The organism is Caulobacter sp. DWP3-1-3b2, assembly GCF_049896325.1.
Lineage (GTDB): Bacteria > Pseudomonadota > Alphaproteobacteria > Caulobacterales > Caulobacteraceae > Caulobacter.
This window is the reverse complement of sequence record NZ_JAFCUB010000043.1, coordinates 1-15,883: the sequence shown is the minus strand read 5'-3', so window position 1 is coordinate 15,883 and position 15,883 is coordinate 1. Positions and strand designations below refer to the sequence as shown.

24 protein-coding genes and 1 pseudogene are annotated in these 15,883 nt (G+C 63.4%); 13 read left to right on the top strand and 12 right to left on the bottom strand.

What is annotated here, in order from left to right:
- Positions 1–318 precede the first annotated feature (318 nt).
- Both ACP7AG_RS19255 and ACP7AG_RS19250 read left to right on the top strand, forming a co-directional pair.
- Positions 319–894, top strand: a complete 576-nt coding sequence (locus ACP7AG_RS19255) for a Panacea domain-containing protein (RefSeq protein ID WP_426032870.1) — start codon at positions 319–321, stop codon at positions 892–894.
- Between the two features lie 200 nt (positions 895–1,094).
- Positions 1,095–1,277: a hypothetical protein gene (locus ACP7AG_RS19250; RefSeq protein WP_426032868.1), complete on the top strand. Its 183-nt coding sequence runs from the start codon at positions 1,095–1,097 to the stop codon at positions 1,275–1,277.
- A 15-nt stretch (positions 1,278–1,292) separates the two neighbouring features.
- On the opposite strand, the gene ACP7AG_RS19245 is transcribed toward ACP7AG_RS19250, so the two are convergent.
- From ACP7AG_RS19245 to ACP7AG_RS19195, 11 genes are all read right to left on the bottom strand, one after another.
- Positions 1,293–2,219, bottom strand: a complete 927-nt coding sequence (locus ACP7AG_RS19245) for a tyrosine-type recombinase/integrase (protein ID WP_426032866.1) — start codon at positions 2,217–2,219, stop codon at positions 1,293–1,295.
- A 531-nt stretch (positions 2,220–2,750) separates the two neighbouring features.
- Complete coding sequence (locus tag ACP7AG_RS19240; protein WP_426032864.1) at positions 2,751–3,032, bottom strand: hypothetical protein; 282 nt, start codon at positions 3,030–3,032, stop codon at positions 2,751–2,753.
- Positions 3,032–3,313, bottom strand: coding sequence for a hypothetical protein (locus tag ACP7AG_RS19235; RefSeq protein WP_426032862.1), 282 nt, complete (start codon positions 3,311–3,313; stop codon positions 3,032–3,034). The genes ACP7AG_RS19240 and ACP7AG_RS19235 overlap by 1 nt, the downstream gene beginning before the upstream one ends.
- Positions 3,313–3,597 (bottom strand): hypothetical protein, encoded by a 285-nt coding sequence (locus ACP7AG_RS19230; protein WP_426032860.1) that lies wholly within the window; start codon positions 3,595–3,597, stop codon positions 3,313–3,315. The genes ACP7AG_RS19235 and ACP7AG_RS19230 overlap by 1 nt, the downstream gene beginning before the upstream one ends.
- A 199-nt stretch (positions 3,598–3,796) precedes the next feature.
- Positions 3,797–4,069, bottom strand: a complete 273-nt coding sequence (locus tag ACP7AG_RS19225) for a hypothetical protein (RefSeq protein WP_426032858.1) — start codon at positions 4,067–4,069, stop codon at positions 3,797–3,799.
- Positions 4,069–4,308: a hypothetical protein gene (locus ACP7AG_RS19220; protein WP_426032856.1), complete on the bottom strand. Its 240-nt coding sequence runs from the start codon at positions 4,306–4,308 to the stop codon at positions 4,069–4,071. Before ACP7AG_RS19220 ends, ACP7AG_RS19225 begins: the two co-directional genes overlap by 1 nt.
- Positions 4,309–4,396: 88 nt before the next feature.
- Positions 4,397–6,064 carry a hypothetical protein gene (locus tag ACP7AG_RS19215; RefSeq protein ID WP_426032854.1) on the bottom strand — a complete coding sequence of 556 codons (1,668 nt, stop codon included), beginning with the start codon at positions 6,062–6,064 and terminating at the stop codon, positions 4,397–4,399.
- Positions 6,065–6,135: 71 nt separating this feature from the next.
- Positions 6,136–6,912 carry a helix-turn-helix domain-containing protein gene (locus tag ACP7AG_RS19210; RefSeq protein WP_426032852.1) on the bottom strand — a complete coding sequence of 259 codons (777 nt, stop codon included), beginning with the start codon at positions 6,910–6,912 and terminating at the stop codon, positions 6,136–6,138.
- A 352-nt stretch (positions 6,913–7,264) separates the two neighbouring features.
- Positions 7,265–7,540: a hypothetical protein gene (locus ACP7AG_RS19205; RefSeq protein ID WP_426032850.1), complete on the bottom strand. Its 276-nt coding sequence runs from the start codon at positions 7,538–7,540 to the stop codon at positions 7,265–7,267.
- A 72-nt stretch (positions 7,541–7,612) separates the two neighbouring features.
- The gene (locus ACP7AG_RS19200; RefSeq protein ID WP_426032848.1) at positions 7,613–7,960 is read right to left on the bottom strand and encodes a hypothetical protein; all 348 of its coding nucleotides are present in this window, start codon (positions 7,958–7,960) and stop codon (positions 7,613–7,615) included.
- Positions 7,953–8,228 (bottom strand): hypothetical protein, encoded by a 276-nt coding sequence (locus ACP7AG_RS19195; RefSeq protein ID WP_426032846.1) that lies wholly within the window; start codon positions 8,226–8,228, stop codon positions 7,953–7,955. The genes ACP7AG_RS19200 and ACP7AG_RS19195 overlap by 8 nt, the downstream gene beginning before the upstream one ends.
- 59 nt (positions 8,229–8,287) lie before the next feature.
- Between ACP7AG_RS19195 and ACP7AG_RS19190 the strand changes: the two genes are divergently transcribed.
- The 7 genes and pseudogenes from ACP7AG_RS19190 to ACP7AG_RS19160 all read left to right on the top strand — a co-directional run bounded on the left by ACP7AG_RS19190 (position 8,288) and on the right by ACP7AG_RS19160 (position 12,090).
- Positions 8,288–8,698 carry a hypothetical protein gene (locus ACP7AG_RS19190; protein ID WP_426032844.1) on the top strand — a complete coding sequence of 137 codons (411 nt, stop codon included), beginning with the start codon at positions 8,288–8,290 and terminating at the stop codon, positions 8,696–8,698.
- 78 nt (positions 8,699–8,776) lie between these two features.
- A complete protein-coding gene (locus tag ACP7AG_RS19185) occupies positions 8,777–8,980 on the top strand; it encodes a hypothetical protein (RefSeq protein ID WP_426032842.1) in 204 nt (67 codons plus the stop codon).
- Between the two features lie 2 nt (positions 8,981–8,982).
- Complete coding sequence (locus ACP7AG_RS19180; protein ID WP_426032840.1) at positions 8,983–9,468, top strand: GcrA family cell cycle regulator; 486 nt, start codon at positions 8,983–8,985, stop codon at positions 9,466–9,468.
- Positions 9,465–9,653 (top strand): annotated as a pseudogene (locus ACP7AG_RS19175) (helix-turn-helix domain-containing protein); the annotation flags it as partial. The gene ACP7AG_RS19180 and the pseudogene ACP7AG_RS19175, both read left to right, overlap by 4 nt.
- Before the next feature lie 231 nt (positions 9,654–9,884).
- A complete protein-coding gene (locus ACP7AG_RS19170) occupies positions 9,885–10,169 on the top strand; it encodes a hypothetical protein (protein WP_426032897.1) in 285 nt (94 codons plus the stop codon).
- Positions 10,170–10,361: 192 nt separating this feature from the next.
- Entirely contained in the window at positions 10,362–11,858 is a 1,497-nt protein-coding gene (locus tag ACP7AG_RS19165) for a bifunctional DNA primase/helicase (RefSeq protein ID WP_426032838.1), read from the top strand.
- Positions 11,859–11,862: 4 nt separating this feature from the next.
- Positions 11,863–12,090: a hypothetical protein gene (locus tag ACP7AG_RS19160; protein ID WP_426032836.1), complete on the top strand. Its 228-nt coding sequence runs from the start codon at positions 11,863–11,865 to the stop codon at positions 12,088–12,090.
- A 605-nt stretch (positions 12,091–12,695) separates the two neighbouring features.
- Here ACP7AG_RS19160 and ACP7AG_RS19155 read toward each other — a convergent pair.
- Positions 12,696–12,926 carry a DUF3892 domain-containing protein gene (locus tag ACP7AG_RS19155; RefSeq protein WP_426032834.1) on the bottom strand — a complete coding sequence of 77 codons (231 nt, stop codon included), beginning with the start codon at positions 12,924–12,926 and terminating at the stop codon, positions 12,696–12,698.
- A 498-nt stretch (positions 12,927–13,424) separates the two neighbouring features.
- On the opposite strand from ACP7AG_RS19155, the gene ACP7AG_RS19150 reads away from it, so the two are divergent.
- The 4 genes from ACP7AG_RS19150 to ACP7AG_RS19135 all read left to right on the top strand — a co-directional run.
- Positions 13,425–13,766 carry a hypothetical protein gene (locus ACP7AG_RS19150; protein ID WP_426032832.1) on the top strand — a complete coding sequence of 114 codons (342 nt, stop codon included), beginning with the start codon at positions 13,425–13,427 and terminating at the stop codon, positions 13,764–13,766.
- 211 nt (positions 13,767–13,977) lie between these two features.
- Positions 13,978–14,514 (top strand): transcription termination/antitermination NusG family protein, encoded by a 537-nt coding sequence (locus tag ACP7AG_RS19145; RefSeq protein ID WP_426032830.1) that lies wholly within the window; start codon positions 13,978–13,980, stop codon positions 14,512–14,514.
- 706 nt (positions 14,515–15,220) lie between these two features.
- Positions 15,221–15,415: a hypothetical protein gene (locus ACP7AG_RS19140; protein WP_426032828.1), complete on the top strand. Its 195-nt coding sequence runs from the start codon at positions 15,221–15,223 to the stop codon at positions 15,413–15,415.
- 106 nt (positions 15,416–15,521) lie between these two features.
- On the top strand, positions 15,522–15,883 hold a 362-nt coding region (locus tag ACP7AG_RS19135; RefSeq protein WP_426032826.1), incomplete at its 3' end, for a P27 family phage terminase small subunit.

Here is a 15,883-nt window from a genome sequence, read left to right as displayed (position 1 = left end):
ACCTGTGACCCCCTCGATGTCAACGAACGGCAATCCTGTCGAAACCCTTATTGCGTAGGGGTTTGGCGTCACGCTTCACCCCGTTTTGTTCACGCCAATTCGGGGCCAACCTGGGGGGCATTCGGGGGGCAAGAGGTGGTCGCGCTTAATGGCCTAGAGCGCGGTGCGGCTGCCACGTCGAACGGCCATCAATTGGTGTGCGGATTCGCCAGATGCACCATTGGCCCGGATGGTCAAGCGAGAGCTAAACCTTTTTCGCAGAGACTCATTGTTTAGTGATATGATTCGAACGCCCACCGCCAGCAGGGCCGGAAACAGATGCCCTTTATAGCCCGCATACCGAAATGGTTTTCTGCGCGTCGAGCCGCACAGGTCACCGCCTTCTTTGCTGACAAAGAGGGTGGCAGCATTAATGTGCTCCGCGCCACGAAACTGATCTATCTGAGCGATAGAGCGAGCATGGCGGAGCGGGAGTACCCGGTGACGGGCGATAATTTCGTCGCGATGCCGTTTGGTCCAGTGAACACCTACACGTACAGTTTGATGAACGGCGAGGCGGAACCGCCACAGACGCATATTTGGGCGGAATTCATCGGCCCGCGCGCCAACTACCGAGTGCCGCTTGCTCGTCCCATCACCATCGACGATCTGGACGAACTTAGTCGCTCCGACATTCGCATTCTCGAAGCTACCTGGAACGCCTTCAAGGACATCGAGAAATACGAGCTTGCTGAATGGACACACAGGTTCTGCCCCGAGTGGCGGGACCCTGCCGGTTCGTCCGTCCCGATCGATTTTGCTACCGTGTTCAAGCGGCTAGACAAGGCGGAGCCAATTGAATTGGCCGAGCAACTTCAGGCGGAACGGGTGCTAGTGGCGAGCTTTGCTGCCTAGTGGCCGAGTTGCCCTATCGAGCTGGTGGGCTGCTAATGCCCTTCCAACCAAAGTTGCACCTGTTCGCCATCATGAACGATCCCTGCCCTGAAAAGCTGTGTCTAGTCGTCATGGTGACAACCACATACCCCGGGCGGAGGCACGACCCATCGTGCACACTCGACAACGGAGATCATCCGTTCATAACGCACCCGAGCCACATGCTTTACCGCATGGCGGAGACAGTGCACGCAGCGCAGATCCGAAACCGCATCGGCCAAAAAATATATGTCCCGCGCGACGATTTTGGCCCAGCGGTTTTCAAACGAATTGCCGACGGATTGTTTGCTTCTGAGGAGACGCGTGGCCGCATTCTCAAATACGCTGAAAACAATGGGGTCTAGCCAGGTAGTCCACGGTCATCTCGCTCCGCCCAGCGCCTCCCTCGCCTTCGCCTGGTGATCCGGCCGGTGGTGGCCGTAGTGTTTCTCAAGGGTCGCCGTGCTCATGCCGGTGTAGGCGGCCGCGTCCCAGACTTTCACGCCGCGTTCCATCAGCCAAGTCGCGCAGGTGTGGCGCATCCAGTGCGGGGTGATCTCCCCGTCCAGACCCGCGTCATGGACGATGTTCGCGAAACCTTTGCGTATCCGCCCAGCCAGCGGTCGGCCGCCATGGTGCAGGACCGTGGCGGCGCGCTGGGCTGGTTTCGCGCGGCGCTTGGTGGCGGCGTGCTCGCCGTCATCCTGTAACCGCTTTGTCTTTTCGTCCTCGGCCTTCCAGCGCCTCATGTGCGCCAGCAGGCGCGGCGGCATCCGAACCATGGGCCGGCGCTTGGTCTTGTGGTCCTTCTCATCCTTGCCGCGGCGATAGATGACGCCGTCATCCAGATCGACCCAGGCCTGCGCTGGGCTCTCATGCCAGAGCAGCTTGGGGATCACGCCTGGCCGCGTACCGGTATAGACGGCTATCAGGATGAACCGGCGGAGGTGGCGCCGGTTGGCGGCGGCCGAACCCGGTAGCCGCACCCATGTCCCGTCGGTCTTAAGCCGCCACCCCAGGGCTGCTTTCAACAGTCGCGCGACCTGATGTCGGGTCAGCGCGTCACGGGGGCTCTCAGGCTTCTCCGGCAGCGACACCTTGGGGAGCCTGGTCAGCCGATGCTCGCCGTCCCAGTAGCCGATGGCCGCGGACAGATCTTCGAGCTCGCGCCGCGCCCCCTGCGCTGTGACCATTCTGGGCGCGCTCTTGGTGAACGACTTGATTGGCTGCGTCATGCGATAGGCCACATAGGCCTCGCAGGTGGACCGGCGCACGTCGGCCAGGGTCTTGTCGCCCCACCACGCCATTATCGCCTCAAGTCGCGCCTTCGCCGATCCCGGATCCTGAACCTTAGGCGCCTTCTCCAGGCTGTAGAGCGCAACTACCTCGGCGACGTAAACGCTGGCCGGATCACCTGAGCGCTCGGCGCCCTGCCCTTTTTCGGGTCGCCACTTTTCGGCGATGTACTCGGCGAGGGCCCGCTCAGCATCCCCAAGGCGGCTTGGGCCGCAGCCTGTGCTGATCTCAGACGATCCGTCCCGGATGACCCAGACGTCTTGGGTTCGTTTTTCCGGCCGCCCCTTGCGGAGGTAGAGCCTCGGGCCCCTCGTTCTTGACATGGCTTCGGCTCGAATAGGGCGCGGACCTGCGCGGGGGTGATGAAATGCTTTCCCGCCACGATGGCCGGGGTCAATCGGCCGTTCGCGATCTCGCAGCGCAGGGAGGCGATGGTGAGCGGGCCGTGCGGATAGAAGACCGCAATGACCTCGCGGAGTGTCATGGGGGCATTGTCCGGCCAGTCGACAGCGTCTGGACGCCTGGCGACGCGCGCAAGGGCATCACGTGTCATGGCAAGATCCGGCTGGCGGCCCCGGCGGATCGAAGTCGCGAAGGACGGCGAACACCTCCTGAGGGACCTCGCTGTTCCAGACGTGGAGCGGAACGAGCGCGTTGCAGACCCGGCAACACGCCCCATCGACGTAGTCCTCGACGTCAAACCCGTTCTCGTCCTTCAGGGTATCGCCATCGACGACGGTCGCGAACGGACAGCTGCTCTCGCTGACCTCGACGTGCTCGCGCTCGCCGCAGAACGGGCAGTCTCGCTTGATGCGAGCGTCCATCAGGTGGCCCTCGCAGCTTCCGCATAGACCTGGGCCCGCATTGCGTGATGGCCGCCCATCCAAAGGAATGTCAACCGCTGGCTGCCATCGACCAGCTGGGCGGCGGAGAGATAGCCGCTAGCCACCCCTTCATTTTCGTCCGCCAGTTCGGCGAGGCGCTGGCGCGGCAGATCGCGGACATCGACCGACACGCCGGCGATGAACTCGATTTCCCGCTCGATGCGCTGTTCGACCGAGAGCGGCGCCGCGAACATCGCGCAGGGAGGTTCATGGCGGCCCATCAGACGAACCCCGCCCGCTGTTCGACCTTAGCGACGAAATCGCCGCAGAAGTCGGAGCCCCAGGTCGCAGGCCAAGCGGTGTAACGCTGGCAGATGCTCGAAATCTCCTCGGGCCTGTCTTCGCTCAGGTCCGCCAGGTCGCCTCGTTCCACCTGAATACGGGAGACGATCAGTGGCAGATCGAACGTCGCGCGGGGGGCATAGCGGCGGCAGTCGCCGAATTGCTCATCACCCCGGTAGGCCTCGCTCTCGGCCTTCCAGAATTTGCAGTCAGCGCATTTCATTTCGCAGCCCCCGAGTAACGAGTGATACCCCTCAGCATGTTCGAGAGGTGCTTTCTGGACTCCTTGGAACAGTCTCTCGCCATGATTTCGCAGCTTCCAGCCAGACGCGGCAGTGCTTTTCCTTGCTCACGAAATTCGACCGCCATGGTGGCCGACTGGATGGCTCCCTCGGCTGGCGTGCTCGGAAAGTAAGGGTTTTTCATGCGAGCACCGTTGCGTTAGCCGGCGGGTCAAAGTCGCGCAGCACGGCGAGGCGCTCTGGCGGGATTTCGCGCAGCCAGACGGTTAGAGGCGCGGCCGCCCAGCACGCCTCGCACCAGACGCCGTCAACCTCCTCCACCACTTCGCACCCGCTCTCATCGGTCGTCGTGGCCCCATTGATGATCAGCGGCTGGATGGCGCCGCCCTCTTGAATGGTGAGATGCTCGCGCTCGCCGCAGAACGGGCAGGGATGCTTGATCCTTAGGTCCATCACACGGCCTCCGCCGGGTCTTCGCCAGCGCGACGCGGCTTGATCTCGGCCAGGCAGGACAAGAACCAGCGCGCTTTGCCGCTATGATCGTCAGCAGTTCGGTTCAGCGTACGGGTCGATGCCGGGTCGGTCTCAGGGTGCCGGCTAACAATTCGACAGGCTCCGGCCCACGCGGCGTGACTGATCGCGAGGGTAAAAGCCTCCTCGCAGGGTGTTCGGCTGGGATCGAGCTTGGTCACGGTTATCTCCTCGGGAGATTCGAGGGCTATGGGCGGAGTGTTAACTCGTCAAAAGCGCGCCAGCAGGAGCCGGCGACGCCGGCGCGTGCTACTCAGCGGCGATGGCGACGGGGTCGGCGTTGCCGGGAAAGACGCCGCACTGCTGGGCTGCTGCTCCCGCGATCCAGCCGGCGGTCACGGCCCTGCTGCCGACGAGTGCCTTCGGCTGCTGTTCAGCAAAGAGAGCCTTGATGTCGTCCAGCAGCGACCGCACCATCTTCCATTCGAGGTCTTCGCCACAAACACTGTCGGGCGTGGGCGCCCAGTCCTCAACCAGCCAGACACGACCCATCAAGCCTGCCAACGTCTTGGCGCGCAACAAGGTGGCCCTGTCGAGGGCCGGCTGCATGGCCTCGGTATGCTGCTCGGCTTCCTCGACCCTGTCGGCCTTTATCGCCGACTCCTGTCGTTGGCGCAGCTGCATCTGGTCACCGACAGCCGACAGGAGATCGAAGTCGACAGACGGGTCATCGGCGAGCAGATGGGCCTGTGGCACCGGGCCCGCCAACCGCTGGATGTCGCGATAGACCGAGGCCTGGGCCACTTCGCCCAAGTCTCCGCTGCTGTCGCACCCTGCCAAGATCGCGCTCAAGTCGCCGCTGCCCCAGTCGTCCTTCATGTTATCGGCCAGCTTCCACAGCACAGCCGCAAGGTCTGGCGCCGGCGTGGTGTAGACAGCGAACTCGGCGTCGCTCAACGCGTCTTGCTGTTCCTGGGGCGGGTCGCGGCCTTCGCGCTCGGAGTAGGCCGCCATGTCGGCGCGGATCTGGTCACGGTGAGCGACGGCGGCGTCCCAGGCGGTCCGATCCTGAAACGACCCCGGAGGCTTGTTTGCCAGTGCGTAGATGTCGGCCATGATGCCGTCGACCAAGCATTCTCCATCCCAATGGTCATGCTCAGGGTCGATCACGCGTGAAGCCAGATCGCTGGCCACAGCGTCCGGCGACGTGTTGTACAGCTCCTTCTGAATGATCTCGTACTTGCGAAGCATCATCCGAGGATCGGTGGTTCGCAAGTTGACGATCTGGCGCACTTGGTCGGCCAACTCGTCCAGCAGCTTGCTCGTCGCGCGTTCCCATTTGTCGCGGTCGCGCTGGCTTGTGGCCATGCCTTCCGCAGCCCTGGCTTCTTCGTAGCGAACCGTGAGTGCTTCCCACGCCAGGACCCGAGCATCGAACTCCCCGTCGCAAGTCGACGTCGGCGACGAGGAAACGACATCGTTCTTGCGGAAAAAGACCGCGTCGATGGCCAGGCCGCCGAGGCCGACCTCCAGGTTGAGGTTGCGCGACCGGTTTTGAAGTTCGCCAACCAGACCGGCGACATAGCTGATGCCCGTGGGGTTGATCGCCATCTTGGCGTAGGTGCCGTCGGTGACGAAGCTCTTCGCGATCGTCTCGATGGACACGTGGGCGGCCATCTGAGCGCTGACGCCGCTGTCGCGATGGCCCGCCCGACAGGCCTTGCGGTAGGCCTCGCCGACCACGCCCGGATCGTCGCCGACCTTCGTGCGCCCGTTCGAAACTGCGTCGTGCAGCTTCTTCACATCCTTGGCCACGGCCTTCCAGGCCTGGTGAACCTCGGGCGTGCAGGCCTGCGGGAACTGGTAATCGACCTTGCGGCGCTGAGACTTGTTGCCCGTGGCCAGAAGCATGGCGGCCTCGGCGCGGGCCGGGGTGGCTTCGGCTTGAGCGGGGGTGGTGGTCGATTGGGCGTGCATGACGCGTCCTCCGTTGGTGACGGGAGAACGCTAGCTTTTCTGTCGAAGCAGTCAACAGGTTTTCTGTCGAGCTAGTCGATATCTCCATTCTCCGGGACAGAGTAAAACTTGTTCAGTCGCAGCGGAGGCGAGTTCGGGCGGGGCAACACGTTCACGCTAGCGACTACGACCTGGTCGATTCGGATTCGCGGAGCACCAAGTTCGAATTTGAGGGCGATCGCCGCCGGGGATTTTTCGCCTATTCCAATCAGGTCCACTCCCTGCGGGCCTACGCGGATCTCCCTGAGGCTCTCTAGGTAAAGCTCGTCTGAGGTCATTGTTGCAACCACATGCGACCGATCGTGTATCGACGCTATCGTGTGGTGAGCGGTCAGTATCAAAGACCCCTTGGGGTAAATAGGAGACAAAGAGCCGTCAGCTTCATACGCCCTCAAATCTCCAGCTGAGTAGCCCGGGATTCGGATCTCCAAACCAACTTCGTCCGCGTCATATTCGTACTGCTCGGCCCATTTTGCGGAAATACGGCCCATTCGGGGAATGAAATAGTCCGCCGTCCTTCTTGCCTCGTAGTCCTCTTCCGAAGCACGGAACTGAGCCAGATCGGCTGAACCGCTGTCGCCGAAAAGAATAAACTGAGCCGGGACGTCGAGGATTGCGCCATAGGCCTCAGCTAATGGATAGGGAATTCCGTTTGTCCCATTTTCTTGGTTTCTAATGGCGCTCGGCGATATCGGTCGCGGCCGACCGGCCTTGACCGCAGCTAAGACGCCGAGTTCCGACGCGCTCAGCCCAGCCTTCCGCCGGAAGAATCGTAGTCGGTCACCTGGGGTTTCGACGTCGCTCGACATACTTACCCTTACGACAGAAGACCTGTTGCAATCAAACGACAGAAAAGCTAGCGTTCTTCAATGGACGCATACTTCTCTCCCCTAATTCGCCGCTGGCCGACAGTTGTTAGTTTCGCGTCAGAGGTCGGCTGTCCGGAACGGACGGCGCGCGAATGGGTCAGGACCGACTCCATTCCTGCAGCCTGGTTTGCAGCTGTTGTTCGAGCTTCAGTGGTTCGCGGTTTGAATGACGTAACGCATGAACTTCTGGCGTCTAGGGCGGAAGCGCGGAGGCTAAACAATGCCGCTCGATCCAAGGCGTCCGCCGGGACGGAAGCAGCGTGATGAACGCGCCGGCCCAGGTCGCCGAGCCCTATGCGCCAGCGCGCAGTTGCCGAGCAATCGCTGCTAAGTCGAGGGCGCCATTGATAATGTCAGTGGCCCGCTCGCGGATCACGAGAACATCGCCAGACGGCGCATTGAAGAGCGGGTCCGCCAGTCCCGCTTCACCGGCGATGCGCTCTGAGGGCGTCTCGACGCCTTGCTTTTCCGCCAGACGGTCGAGGTCCACTAGCAGCGTGGTCACTAGTCTAAGAGCGGCCTGCGCCACGGCGCGTGTTTCGTCTTGCTGGTTTGGCAGTTGCGGCATTGGGGATTTGCTCCTTCTGTGTCGAGATCTAGGCACGCGGACGGGCGCATTGCAATTTCGGCCGACTTACGTCTACCCCGGCCCGTTGTCGTTCGTAGGCGACTCCTCGTCCTCGCATTCGACGTCAACCATCCCGCTTTCGACATTGAGCATCGCCCGCGCAGCTAACCGGGACTGCAGCCGCACCAACTCGTTCGGCTCCTCGGTGGCGTCGTCGATCTCGTCGATGAGTTCGTCCAGCGCCGTCGCCAGAACCACGCTCAGCGGTGTTCGGTCCTCCTCGTCAGCAAAGTCGGCCTCCACCTCGAACAGCAGGCGGAAGAGCAGCTTGACCGCCATTAGCTCAACCAAGACCGGCCCCATGACCTCTTCGATCAGCGCAAGGCGCTCTTTGACCGTGCCGGGGTTCGGTTCACGCACGCGACCGCCCCACGGGCTCGGACACGCTCACCGCCCACATACGCAGATGCCCCAGGGCGTCGCGGCGCTTGGCCTCGGCGACGGCGATCCAGGTCAACTTGCTTTCGGGGTTCAGCGCGGCCGCGCGGCGGCAGGCGCCGGCCGCCAACGCGGCCTCCAGCGCCATCATCAATTCCGGGGCAATCTCGCCCCGTGCAAGCGGCCGGGCCTGCCAGCCCCGCCGCTCAAGAACACGTTCCATCCTATCCAGTTCACCGGGATCCATCATGTTGCTGTCGTCCTCTGGTCGCCGGTGACGAGAGGCCATCCCCCGCGTCGGAGACATCAATGTCACTGACGACGGAGGATTTCATGGGAGCTCTACCCCACGAGTTGGAGGCAAGCTGTTTCGGGCGCCAGGTCGCGGCGCGGCTCGTCGCCCTGCACCCGGTCCACACGGCCAAGTGGGTCGCGCGGGCGCTGAACTGTGCGCCGAAGACGGCCGAGAACATCCTAGCCGGACACCTAAGCGCGCGATCGATCACGCGCCTGACCATGGCCTATGGGCTGGGGTTTCTGATCGACGTGGGGGCCGCCGTCACCGGCACGAGCCTTCGCGACCACATCACACAACAAGCTGACGAAGCCCGCCGGGAACAGGTCAGAGCAAAGGATCGGGAGCGTGAATTCATGGAGCTGGAGCAGGGCCTTTCGCCTCGTCGGGCTGAGCGCCCAGGCCATGGTCGGCGGCATCCTTAGCCGTCTGGCCGACCCCGTGGCCGACTACGGCCGAACACTTCGGCTGAGCGCCGAGCGGCGCATGAAGGAGCTAGGACGATGAACACCGGCGAACGACTGATCGAGGCGCATCGCATCGTCGCGGAGGCAGGGCCCGCCCTCGTCCTCGGCAATGAGCCAGCGTCGGGCTACACCTTCCTCGCCCGCGTCGCCCTGCAGTGCGCCGCCAAGCGCGTCCCGCCTGAAGAGATCGCGGGTTGGGCTGAGCGCTTCGCTGCCGATCTCCGCCAGACGCTGGACTGACCATGATGTCGGCGGCGTTGCTCAAATCCGACATCGACGCCCCGCTCTCCGACGCGGCGCCGTGCCGCGTGCGCACGCATTGGAGCGGGGAGCGCGTTACCGCCCTCGGCGACCTGTTCGAGGCCGGCTGGTCGCACGAACTCATGGGCCAGGCCCTCGGGCTGTCTAGAGGCGCCATCTCCGCCAAGCTCGATCGCCTGATGGACGCCGATCCCAAGCGCTGGTGCCGGACGGCTACGATCGTGGCGCTGAAGCCAGATCGCTCCGCCTCCGCCGCAAAGGCTGAAGAGCGCCGCGCCGAGGCGGCCAAGGCCAAGGCGGTTGAGGGCAGCATGCGCGGCCTATCCCTGACCCAGCTAACCCCGCACGATTGTCGGTGGCCCCTGGCGTTCGTCGGCGAGCAGACCTTCTGCGCCGCCGAGCGCGCACTGCCGTCCTCGTACTGCAGCGAGCATGAGGCCCGGTCTCGGGTCAGGCTCTCTCGATGAGCGTGCGAGCCCTTACGGACGCCTTTGCCTTGCAGGCGGTGTCGCACACCGAAAAGCTCCTGCTGCTCGCCCTGGCGAACTACGCCGACGAGGACATGAGGTGCTTCCCGTCTCAGCGCCGACTCGCCTCCGACACATGCCTGTCTGACCGTACAATCCGCAGCTTGCTTGCCGCGCTTGAGACGCGAGGATTGCTCTCACGCGATCATCGCCAACGGCCAGATGGCTCCCGAGCGAGCGACACGATCACCCTTAAAATCCAACCGGAAGCTCCTTCCGGGGGTACGGAAACAGCTTCCGGGGGTACGGAAACAGTTTCCGGGGGGGTGCGGAAGCAGCTTCCGGGGGGTGCGGAAGCAGCTTCCGGGCTCACTACGTTTGAACCACCAGCTGAACCATCAAAGGAACCAAGGAAGGTGTTGCAGCCCGTCGATGACGGTCCGCAGCCCAAACCGGTTCGAGGGACGACGATCCCGGCCGATTGGGCACCGTCGCCGATCGATTGGGAGTACGCAGCCGGCAAGGGCATGGGCCCAGATCGGATCACCCGAGCCGCCGAGCGCTTCACGAACTTCTGGCGGGCCAAGACCGGGGCCAGCGCCCGAAAGCGCGATTGGGCGGCCACCTGGCGCAATTGGATCCTCGATGACCTGGATCGCCACCCGCCGCCGAAGGCCCGGCTCAAGCAGGCGGTTTGGTGATGGCGACCAAGGAGTTGAAGGCTCGCGACGCCGGGATCGACGTTCGATCCAACCAGTCGGACTACCGCACCCCCTGCCCGTCCTGCTCGCCACGGCGCCGAAAAAAGCGCGAGCCCTGCCTCCACGTGACCATCAAATCCGACGCGATCCTCTGGTCGTGTTTCCACTGCGACTTCAAGGGAGCTGCCTTCGATGACGGACCAAATCAGCAGCAGCGCCCTGGCCTACCTTGCAGGCCGAGGTCTGGACCCGGAGTTGGTGGTTCGCCTCGGGCTGCGCAGCGAGACTGCCGCTGGTGGTGGTGACGTCCTGATCTTCCCGTTCGTCCAGAACGGCCAGGTGGTGAACCACAAGTACCGCGTCTTGCCGAAAGAGAAGATGTGGCAGGACAAGGGCGCCGGAAAATGCGCTTGGAACGAGGACGTGCTACGCGACGACAGCTTGATCGGTGAGCCGGTGATCATCACCGAGGGCGAGTTCGACGCCATTGCCGCGATCCAGGCCGGATTTCAGCGGACGGTTTCGGTGCCCGACGGCGCGCCGACCCCTGGCGACCGCGATATCGAGGATCTGAAGGGCGCGGCCAAGTACGACTGGCTTCGCGTGATACGGCCCCTCCTCGGGAAGGATCGGGCGCCGGTGGTGATCATCGCCGCAGATGGCGATGCGGCCGGCGGAGCCCTGCTGCAGGACCTGTCCCTCCAACTCGGCCGGGTGCGATGCAAGTACCTGACCTATCCGAAGGCCAAGGATCCAGAGGCGCGGGGGCGGACCCACCTGAAGGATCTTAACGAGGTCTTGGAGGACTATGGCGTCAAGGGCGTCCAGGCCACGATCGGCAAGGCCCGGTTCCTGAAGGTCGATGGCGTGTTCAAGATGAGCGAGCTGCCGCCGCTCCCTCCCTCAGACGTCTTCGACATCGGGTTCGATCTTCTCGGCCAGAACTTCAAGGTTCGCCGCGGCGATCTGAGCGTCGTCACCGGCATCCCCAGCTACGGCAAGAGCACGCTGGTCAACGATCTATGGTGCCGCGCGGCCAAGGCCCATGGCCTGAAGATTGCCTGGGCATCGTTCGAGCAGGAGCCGCAACGCGATCACCGGCGCAACCTGCGCTCCTGGTTTTGCGGCCGGCCCGAGTGGCAGCTGACCGAGCGCGAGATCGCCAGCGCCGACGCCTGGATCGACCAGTTCCACCGCTTCATCGTCCCGAACGAGGATGATGACGTCACGCTGGAATGGCTGCTGGAGAAGGCGGAGGCCGCGGCGGTGCAGGACGGGTGCGACGTGCTGGTCATTGATCCCTGGAACGAGATGGACCACGACCGCGAGCGTCACCTATCGCTCACTGAGTACGTCAATCGGAGTATCAAGACGTGCCGCCGGTTCGCCCGGGCATTCAAGATCCACCTGATGATCGTTGCCCACCCCACGAAGGCGGTCAAGGGCGAGAGCGGCGCCTATCGCTGCCCCACGATGTACGACATCAGCGACTCCTCGGCCTGGTACAACAAGGCCGACCTCGGGATGATCGTGCACCGCCCCAACCCCGACGAGACCCAGGTGGTCGTCGAGAAATCTCGGTATCACGAGATCCTCGGCGTGCCCGGCCAGGTCTTCATGCACTTCAGCCGGGACACGCGACGGTTCGAGGAGATCGGCCGCGACAGTCTCGCTGCGTCGATTGGGTGACCTGATGGAGCCTAGGATCATCCACGCCCTGGTTGATGGCCTGATCGCTCAGGCGGAGGCGCTGCCGAAGCGATCGGTTGCGGCATCCTGTTTCCGTGACGCGGCCGCTTCGCTGCTGGACGCCGGCCGATCGCTGGAACTTGAATGGGCCGATCAATCAGACGGGCGACTGGCCTCTCGGCCGATGGCGATCGACGGGCCACTGGCCCGCCTGGATCGGCCCGCCGCCTGACGACCCGGAGACAGCGGCGCCTGCACACCTTCGGGCTAATCCGCCGCTGCTGTGGTTGATCGGGTGACCAGTCGTCAGAGATTTTCGAGACTGTACGTCGGCCTGGCCGCCACTACTCGCCGACCCCCTCCCTCAGGGATTGATATCGACCATTGGTCAAAAACCATGGCCGGTTGTGGCCCCTGGTAAGTCGCCGAGCCGGTGGAAACCGAGATGAACAGTGGGCTGGTCTCCTGTCGAACCACCAGCCAGGGAGTTAGGTGGCGGTCGATTATAAGCGCCCCGTTTACCGCGCCTTCGGAACGTCTGGGCCACTTTGGATGGCCTTGCGACGTGGGAGAGATCCGGGCGCCATCCAATCTGATCACAAACGGAGCATTCTGGCCGCCACGATCGAAATAGTTAGGGATTGCCCCAACATGGGACGTATCGATTGCCCCAAGCATGACTGAGATCTTGGTGACCTCGTCCTCCTCACCATTCGAAATCTCGGCCGCAAGGCAAACAAGAAATCCGCTTTCTTTCGGCAGAAGGAACACGCTGCTTGGTGCGAGGCTGCCGAACGGAAAGAGAGTTGAGCTCTCAGCGTATTGAAATTCCACGAGCTACTCCTCCGCCATCGTGTCGAGATTGTTGCCGGTGCTGCGGTCGGGATTGGTCCGCAGGTGGGTCGCGGCGTCCTTGGGGCGGACGACATGCGCGCCCGCCACCTCTCCACGGTCAGTCATGCGGATTGCGGTCGGCAGCGGCGTGAAGGTCTTATTCCCTTCGAACTTGACAGCTTTGATGTTGCCCTTGCTGTCGTTGACAGCGTCTACGATCTTCTTCGGAGCCATATAAGGATTTCCTTATGAGTTTTCCGAAATGGCTTGACCGGCAACTGAGTCTTCGAAATCCTCGAAGGTGTGAACTGCGTGGTCGCCCCATCCGGCGGTTACGTGAGGAGCTTGGAGGGCTGCAACCCGCCAAGCTCCACCACGATGGGCTGATTCCACGTTTGTTCCCAATCCCATTGGTTGAGTGGACGTCATCAACCGTTGGTATGTGAAGCTCGCCCAGTTGAGGGTGTCTGCCGAGACTGCGATGCTGAGGTAGGAGATGGCCCTCATGTGGCCCCCGCCCCCCTGACGCCGTGGCTGAGCGGTTTACGATGTCGGTTCAATTCTCGGTAGTTCTCACGAACCTGTCGTGAGGGCGTCCTGACGGGGTCTGGGCACCGCCGGCTCCTACATCGTCCCCCACTGTTGGGGAGCCGGCTACCTCATCCGTTTAGGGTAAAATAAGTCCTGCCGCTTCGATAAGCGGAACACCGGCTCCTGCCGCCAGGACACGCGATGACCGCCCGCCTCAAGTCCACCAGCCCCATGGCCGTATCGCTCGCCCGCCGACAACTTGGCGACCTGCTCGATGCGATAGCGTTCCGCGCCGACAACGATCTTGGCTGTGGCCAGATGCCCACGCTCAAGAAGGCCGAGCAGGCATTGCGAGCAGGCCGGGCTGAGGACGCCGGCCGATTGATCCGTGAGGTCGAAGCCAAGCTTAACGAGCGCGCCGCGTCTCGGGAGGCCGAAGAGGCCGCTCGGTCGGCGGAGCGGCTCGCCAAGCGCCGTGGTGTCCCGACCGCTCGCGAACCGGGCGGACCCGCCACCGCTATCCCCAGGGACCGTGCAGCATGACCGGCCCCAAGATCATGCCCGATCGAGACCAGATCGCCGCAACCCCGCTCAGCCGCTTCGACCCTCTCGCCTCCAGTGTCATCGACCGCTGCAGCAGGGGAGGACGCGTAGCCTGGCAGCACGTCGCCAACATGCTTGGCCGTAACGAGCACTCCGTCCGATGCGATTACGACCCGACCTATTTGCGTAACCCGAGCAGCGAGAACCCAGCATGACGATCAAAGCATCCGCCCCCTGGTTCGTCCTGCGCACCGCCACCCGTCAGGAGGCCAGGGCCATGGCCGGTCTGCTGGAGGCGGGTATTGAGGCGTACCTGCCCATGATGACCCGCTTCAAGGGGCCACCGTCTGGGGACGAGGCCGACCGCGAGAAGGTCCAGCGCCCCGCCCTAGAAGGCTATGTGTTCATCCAGGGCACTCACGCCGAGGTCTGCTTGGCCGTCGAGATCGAAGCGATTCACGCCGTAGTCAGCTATCGCAGCAACGCGGGACGAATGATCCCCATGCCCATTCCGGCCGGCGAGATCACCAAGCTGCAAGACCGTGAACTGGCCGGCGAGTTCGACGAGACCGCCAACGCACGGCGCTACCGCCCAGGCAAGGGCGAGCGGGTCCGCGTCACCAAGGGCCTGTTCACCGGCTACATCGCGGAGGTGATCGCCATGAGCCCCGACGAGCGCCGGGTTGTCCTGGCGATGCCCCAGGGCCGCGCCGAGATGAAGGTCGACAACGTAGAGGCGGCAGCTTGACGCAGCCTGTTGCGCAGACCGGCGAACTACGACACATTCCGTGGTGTTCGCCGATCGCGTTCAGATCGGTTCGTCGTCAGTGGACCTACGGTGTAAACCGGAACCCACTTGATGCGAGATCACACCCGCCTGAGTGCGGGTGCTGCCGCTTACGGAAAGCTCCAAAGTCCAATCCATGTTCCGCGCTACGGCAACGGCTGGCATTGAGCAACGGAGCAGACAAGGCGGCAACCCCACCACCACAGCGAGGCCACCATGCCCGACCCCATCGAGACCCTGCGCGCCACCCTTGAGCAGACGCTCGGCATCCGCGTCCACTACTGGGATGCAGAGGCCGTGATGGCGCGAATGGGCGTTATCCAAGCCAAGTGACCCGCAAAGGCGACCGCAGCCCAGAAGCCCAGGCTTGGCGCCGTCTCTACAACACCCCACGCTGGCGCCAGATCAGAACCTCCCAGCTCCAGGCCGAGCCCCTATGCCGAGCCTGCGGTGCCCTGGGCAAGGTGACCTCGGCCACCGTCTGCAACCACCTCGACAAGGGCAGCAAGGCCACCATTGAGGGCTTCTTCGCCGGCCCGTTCTCCAGCCTATGCGCACCCTGCCATGATGCAGGGGAGCAAAAGGGCGAGAGCGCGGGGTTCACGGCAGAGGCTGGGCTAGACGGGTGGCCACTAGATCCGCGTCATCCAAGCAATCGGAGATAACCATGACCAACGCCCAGATGGCCGCATGCTTCAACGAGTGGATGCGTCGCTTCATTGACGAGCCCGCGCGGTTCGCTCGCGAGTTCGAATGCGTCAACCAATTCATGACCGATGAGAACGAAGGACGTCACCCCACCTACGGCGAGACCAGCTCTGCTTACATGGTCCAACTCGCAACCGAAGTAGCGGTGTCCTGAGGGGTAGGGGGTCTAAAAGTCCACAGATCTTCGATGAGAAGACCGGCGCCCAAGTACAAAACGAAATCCCGCGTTTCTGGGGAGGCTCGCGCGCGCGGGCGAGAGCATGACCCGAGGCCGTAAACCGAAACCGACCGCGCTGAAGCTGATTGAGGGCAACCCCGGCAAGCGGGCGCTGAACGACGCGGAGCCGAACGCTGGCCCGATCGGCAATCCGCCTGACGATCTCGACGGCCTGGCCTTGGCGAAGTGGCGAGAGATGGCCCGGCTCTGGCGCCTGGTGCTGACGGCCGCCGACCGCGACCAGCTCGCGGAATACTGCAGGCTTGAGGTCGAGCGCGTCGAAGCCATGGAGAAGATCAAGGTGGACGGCCCGGTCGCGATGACCGCCGGCGGCGCCCCTGTTCAATCCGCATGGAAGATCATTCTGAACAAGTGCCGCGAGGACATGCGGAAGATCGCGGTGGA

Excerpts from the sequence above, each read along its gene's own strand:
- ACP7AG_RS19240 (WP_426032864.1), bottom strand. The coding sequence starts at position 3,032 with ATGGACGCTCGCATCAAGCGAGACTGCCCGTTCTGCGGCGAGCGCGAG.
- ACP7AG_RS19195 (WP_426032846.1), bottom strand. The coding sequence starts at position 8,228 with ATGATGGATCCCGGTGAACTGGATAGGATGGAACGTGTTCTTGAGCGG.
- ACP7AG_RS19160 (WP_426032836.1), top strand. The coding sequence starts at position 11,863 with ATGGAGCCTAGGATCATCCACGCCCTGGTTGATGGCCTGATCGCTCAG.
- ACP7AG_RS19140 (WP_426032828.1), top strand. The coding sequence starts at position 15,221 with ATGACCAACGCCCAGATGGCCGCATGCTTCAACGAGTGGATGCGTCGC.
- ACP7AG_RS19230 (WP_426032860.1), bottom strand. The coding sequence starts at position 3,597 with ATGAAATGCGCTGACTGCAAATTCTGGAAGGCCGAGAGCGAGGCCTAC.
- ACP7AG_RS19180 (WP_426032840.1), top strand. The coding sequence starts at position 8,983 with ATGATGTCGGCGGCGTTGCTCAAATCCGACATCGACGCCCCGCTCTCC.
- ACP7AG_RS19190 (WP_426032844.1), top strand. The coding sequence starts at position 8,288 with ATGTCACTGACGACGGAGGATTTCATGGGAGCTCTACCCCACGAGTTG.
- ACP7AG_RS19235 (WP_426032862.1), bottom strand. The coding sequence starts at position 3,313 with ATGGGCCGCCATGAACCTCCCTGCGCGATGTTCGCGGCGCCGCTCTCG.
- ACP7AG_RS19250 (WP_426032868.1), top strand. The coding sequence starts at position 1,095 with ATGCTTTACCGCATGGCGGAGACAGTGCACGCAGCGCAGATCCGAAAC.
- ACP7AG_RS19145 (WP_426032830.1), top strand. The coding sequence starts at position 13,978 with ATGACGATCAAAGCATCCGCCCCCTGGTTCGTCCTGCGCACCGCCACC.
- ACP7AG_RS19255 (WP_426032870.1), top strand. The coding sequence starts at position 319 with ATGCCCTTTATAGCCCGCATACCGAAATGGTTTTCTGCGCGTCGAGCC.
- ACP7AG_RS19245 (WP_426032866.1), bottom strand. The coding sequence starts at position 2,219 with ATGGCGTGGTGGGGCGACAAGACCCTGGCCGACGTGCGCCGGTCCACC.
- ACP7AG_RS19210 (WP_426032852.1), bottom strand. The coding sequence starts at position 6,912 with ATGTCGAGCGACGTCGAAACCCCAGGTGACCGACTACGATTCTTCCGG.
- ACP7AG_RS19185 (WP_426032842.1), top strand. The coding sequence starts at position 8,777 with ATGAACACCGGCGAACGACTGATCGAGGCGCATCGCATCGTCGCGGAG.
- ACP7AG_RS19155 (WP_426032834.1), bottom strand. The coding sequence starts at position 12,926 with ATGGCTCCGAAGAAGATCGTAGACGCTGTCAACGACAGCAAGGGCAAC.
- ACP7AG_RS19150 (WP_426032832.1), top strand. The coding sequence starts at position 13,425 with ATGACCGCCCGCCTCAAGTCCACCAGCCCCATGGCCGTATCGCTCGCC.
- ACP7AG_RS19215 (WP_426032854.1), bottom strand. The coding sequence starts at position 6,064 with ATGCACGCCCAATCGACCACCACCCCCGCTCAAGCCGAAGCCACCCCG.
- ACP7AG_RS19225 (WP_426032858.1), bottom strand. The coding sequence starts at position 4,069 with ATGGACCTAAGGATCAAGCATCCCTGCCCGTTCTGCGGCGAGCGCGAG.
- ACP7AG_RS19205 (WP_426032850.1), bottom strand. The coding sequence starts at position 7,540 with ATGCCGCAACTGCCAAACCAGCAAGACGAAACACGCGCCGTGGCGCAG.
- ACP7AG_RS19165 (WP_426032838.1), top strand. The coding sequence starts at position 10,362 with ATGACGGACCAAATCAGCAGCAGCGCCCTGGCCTACCTTGCAGGCCGA.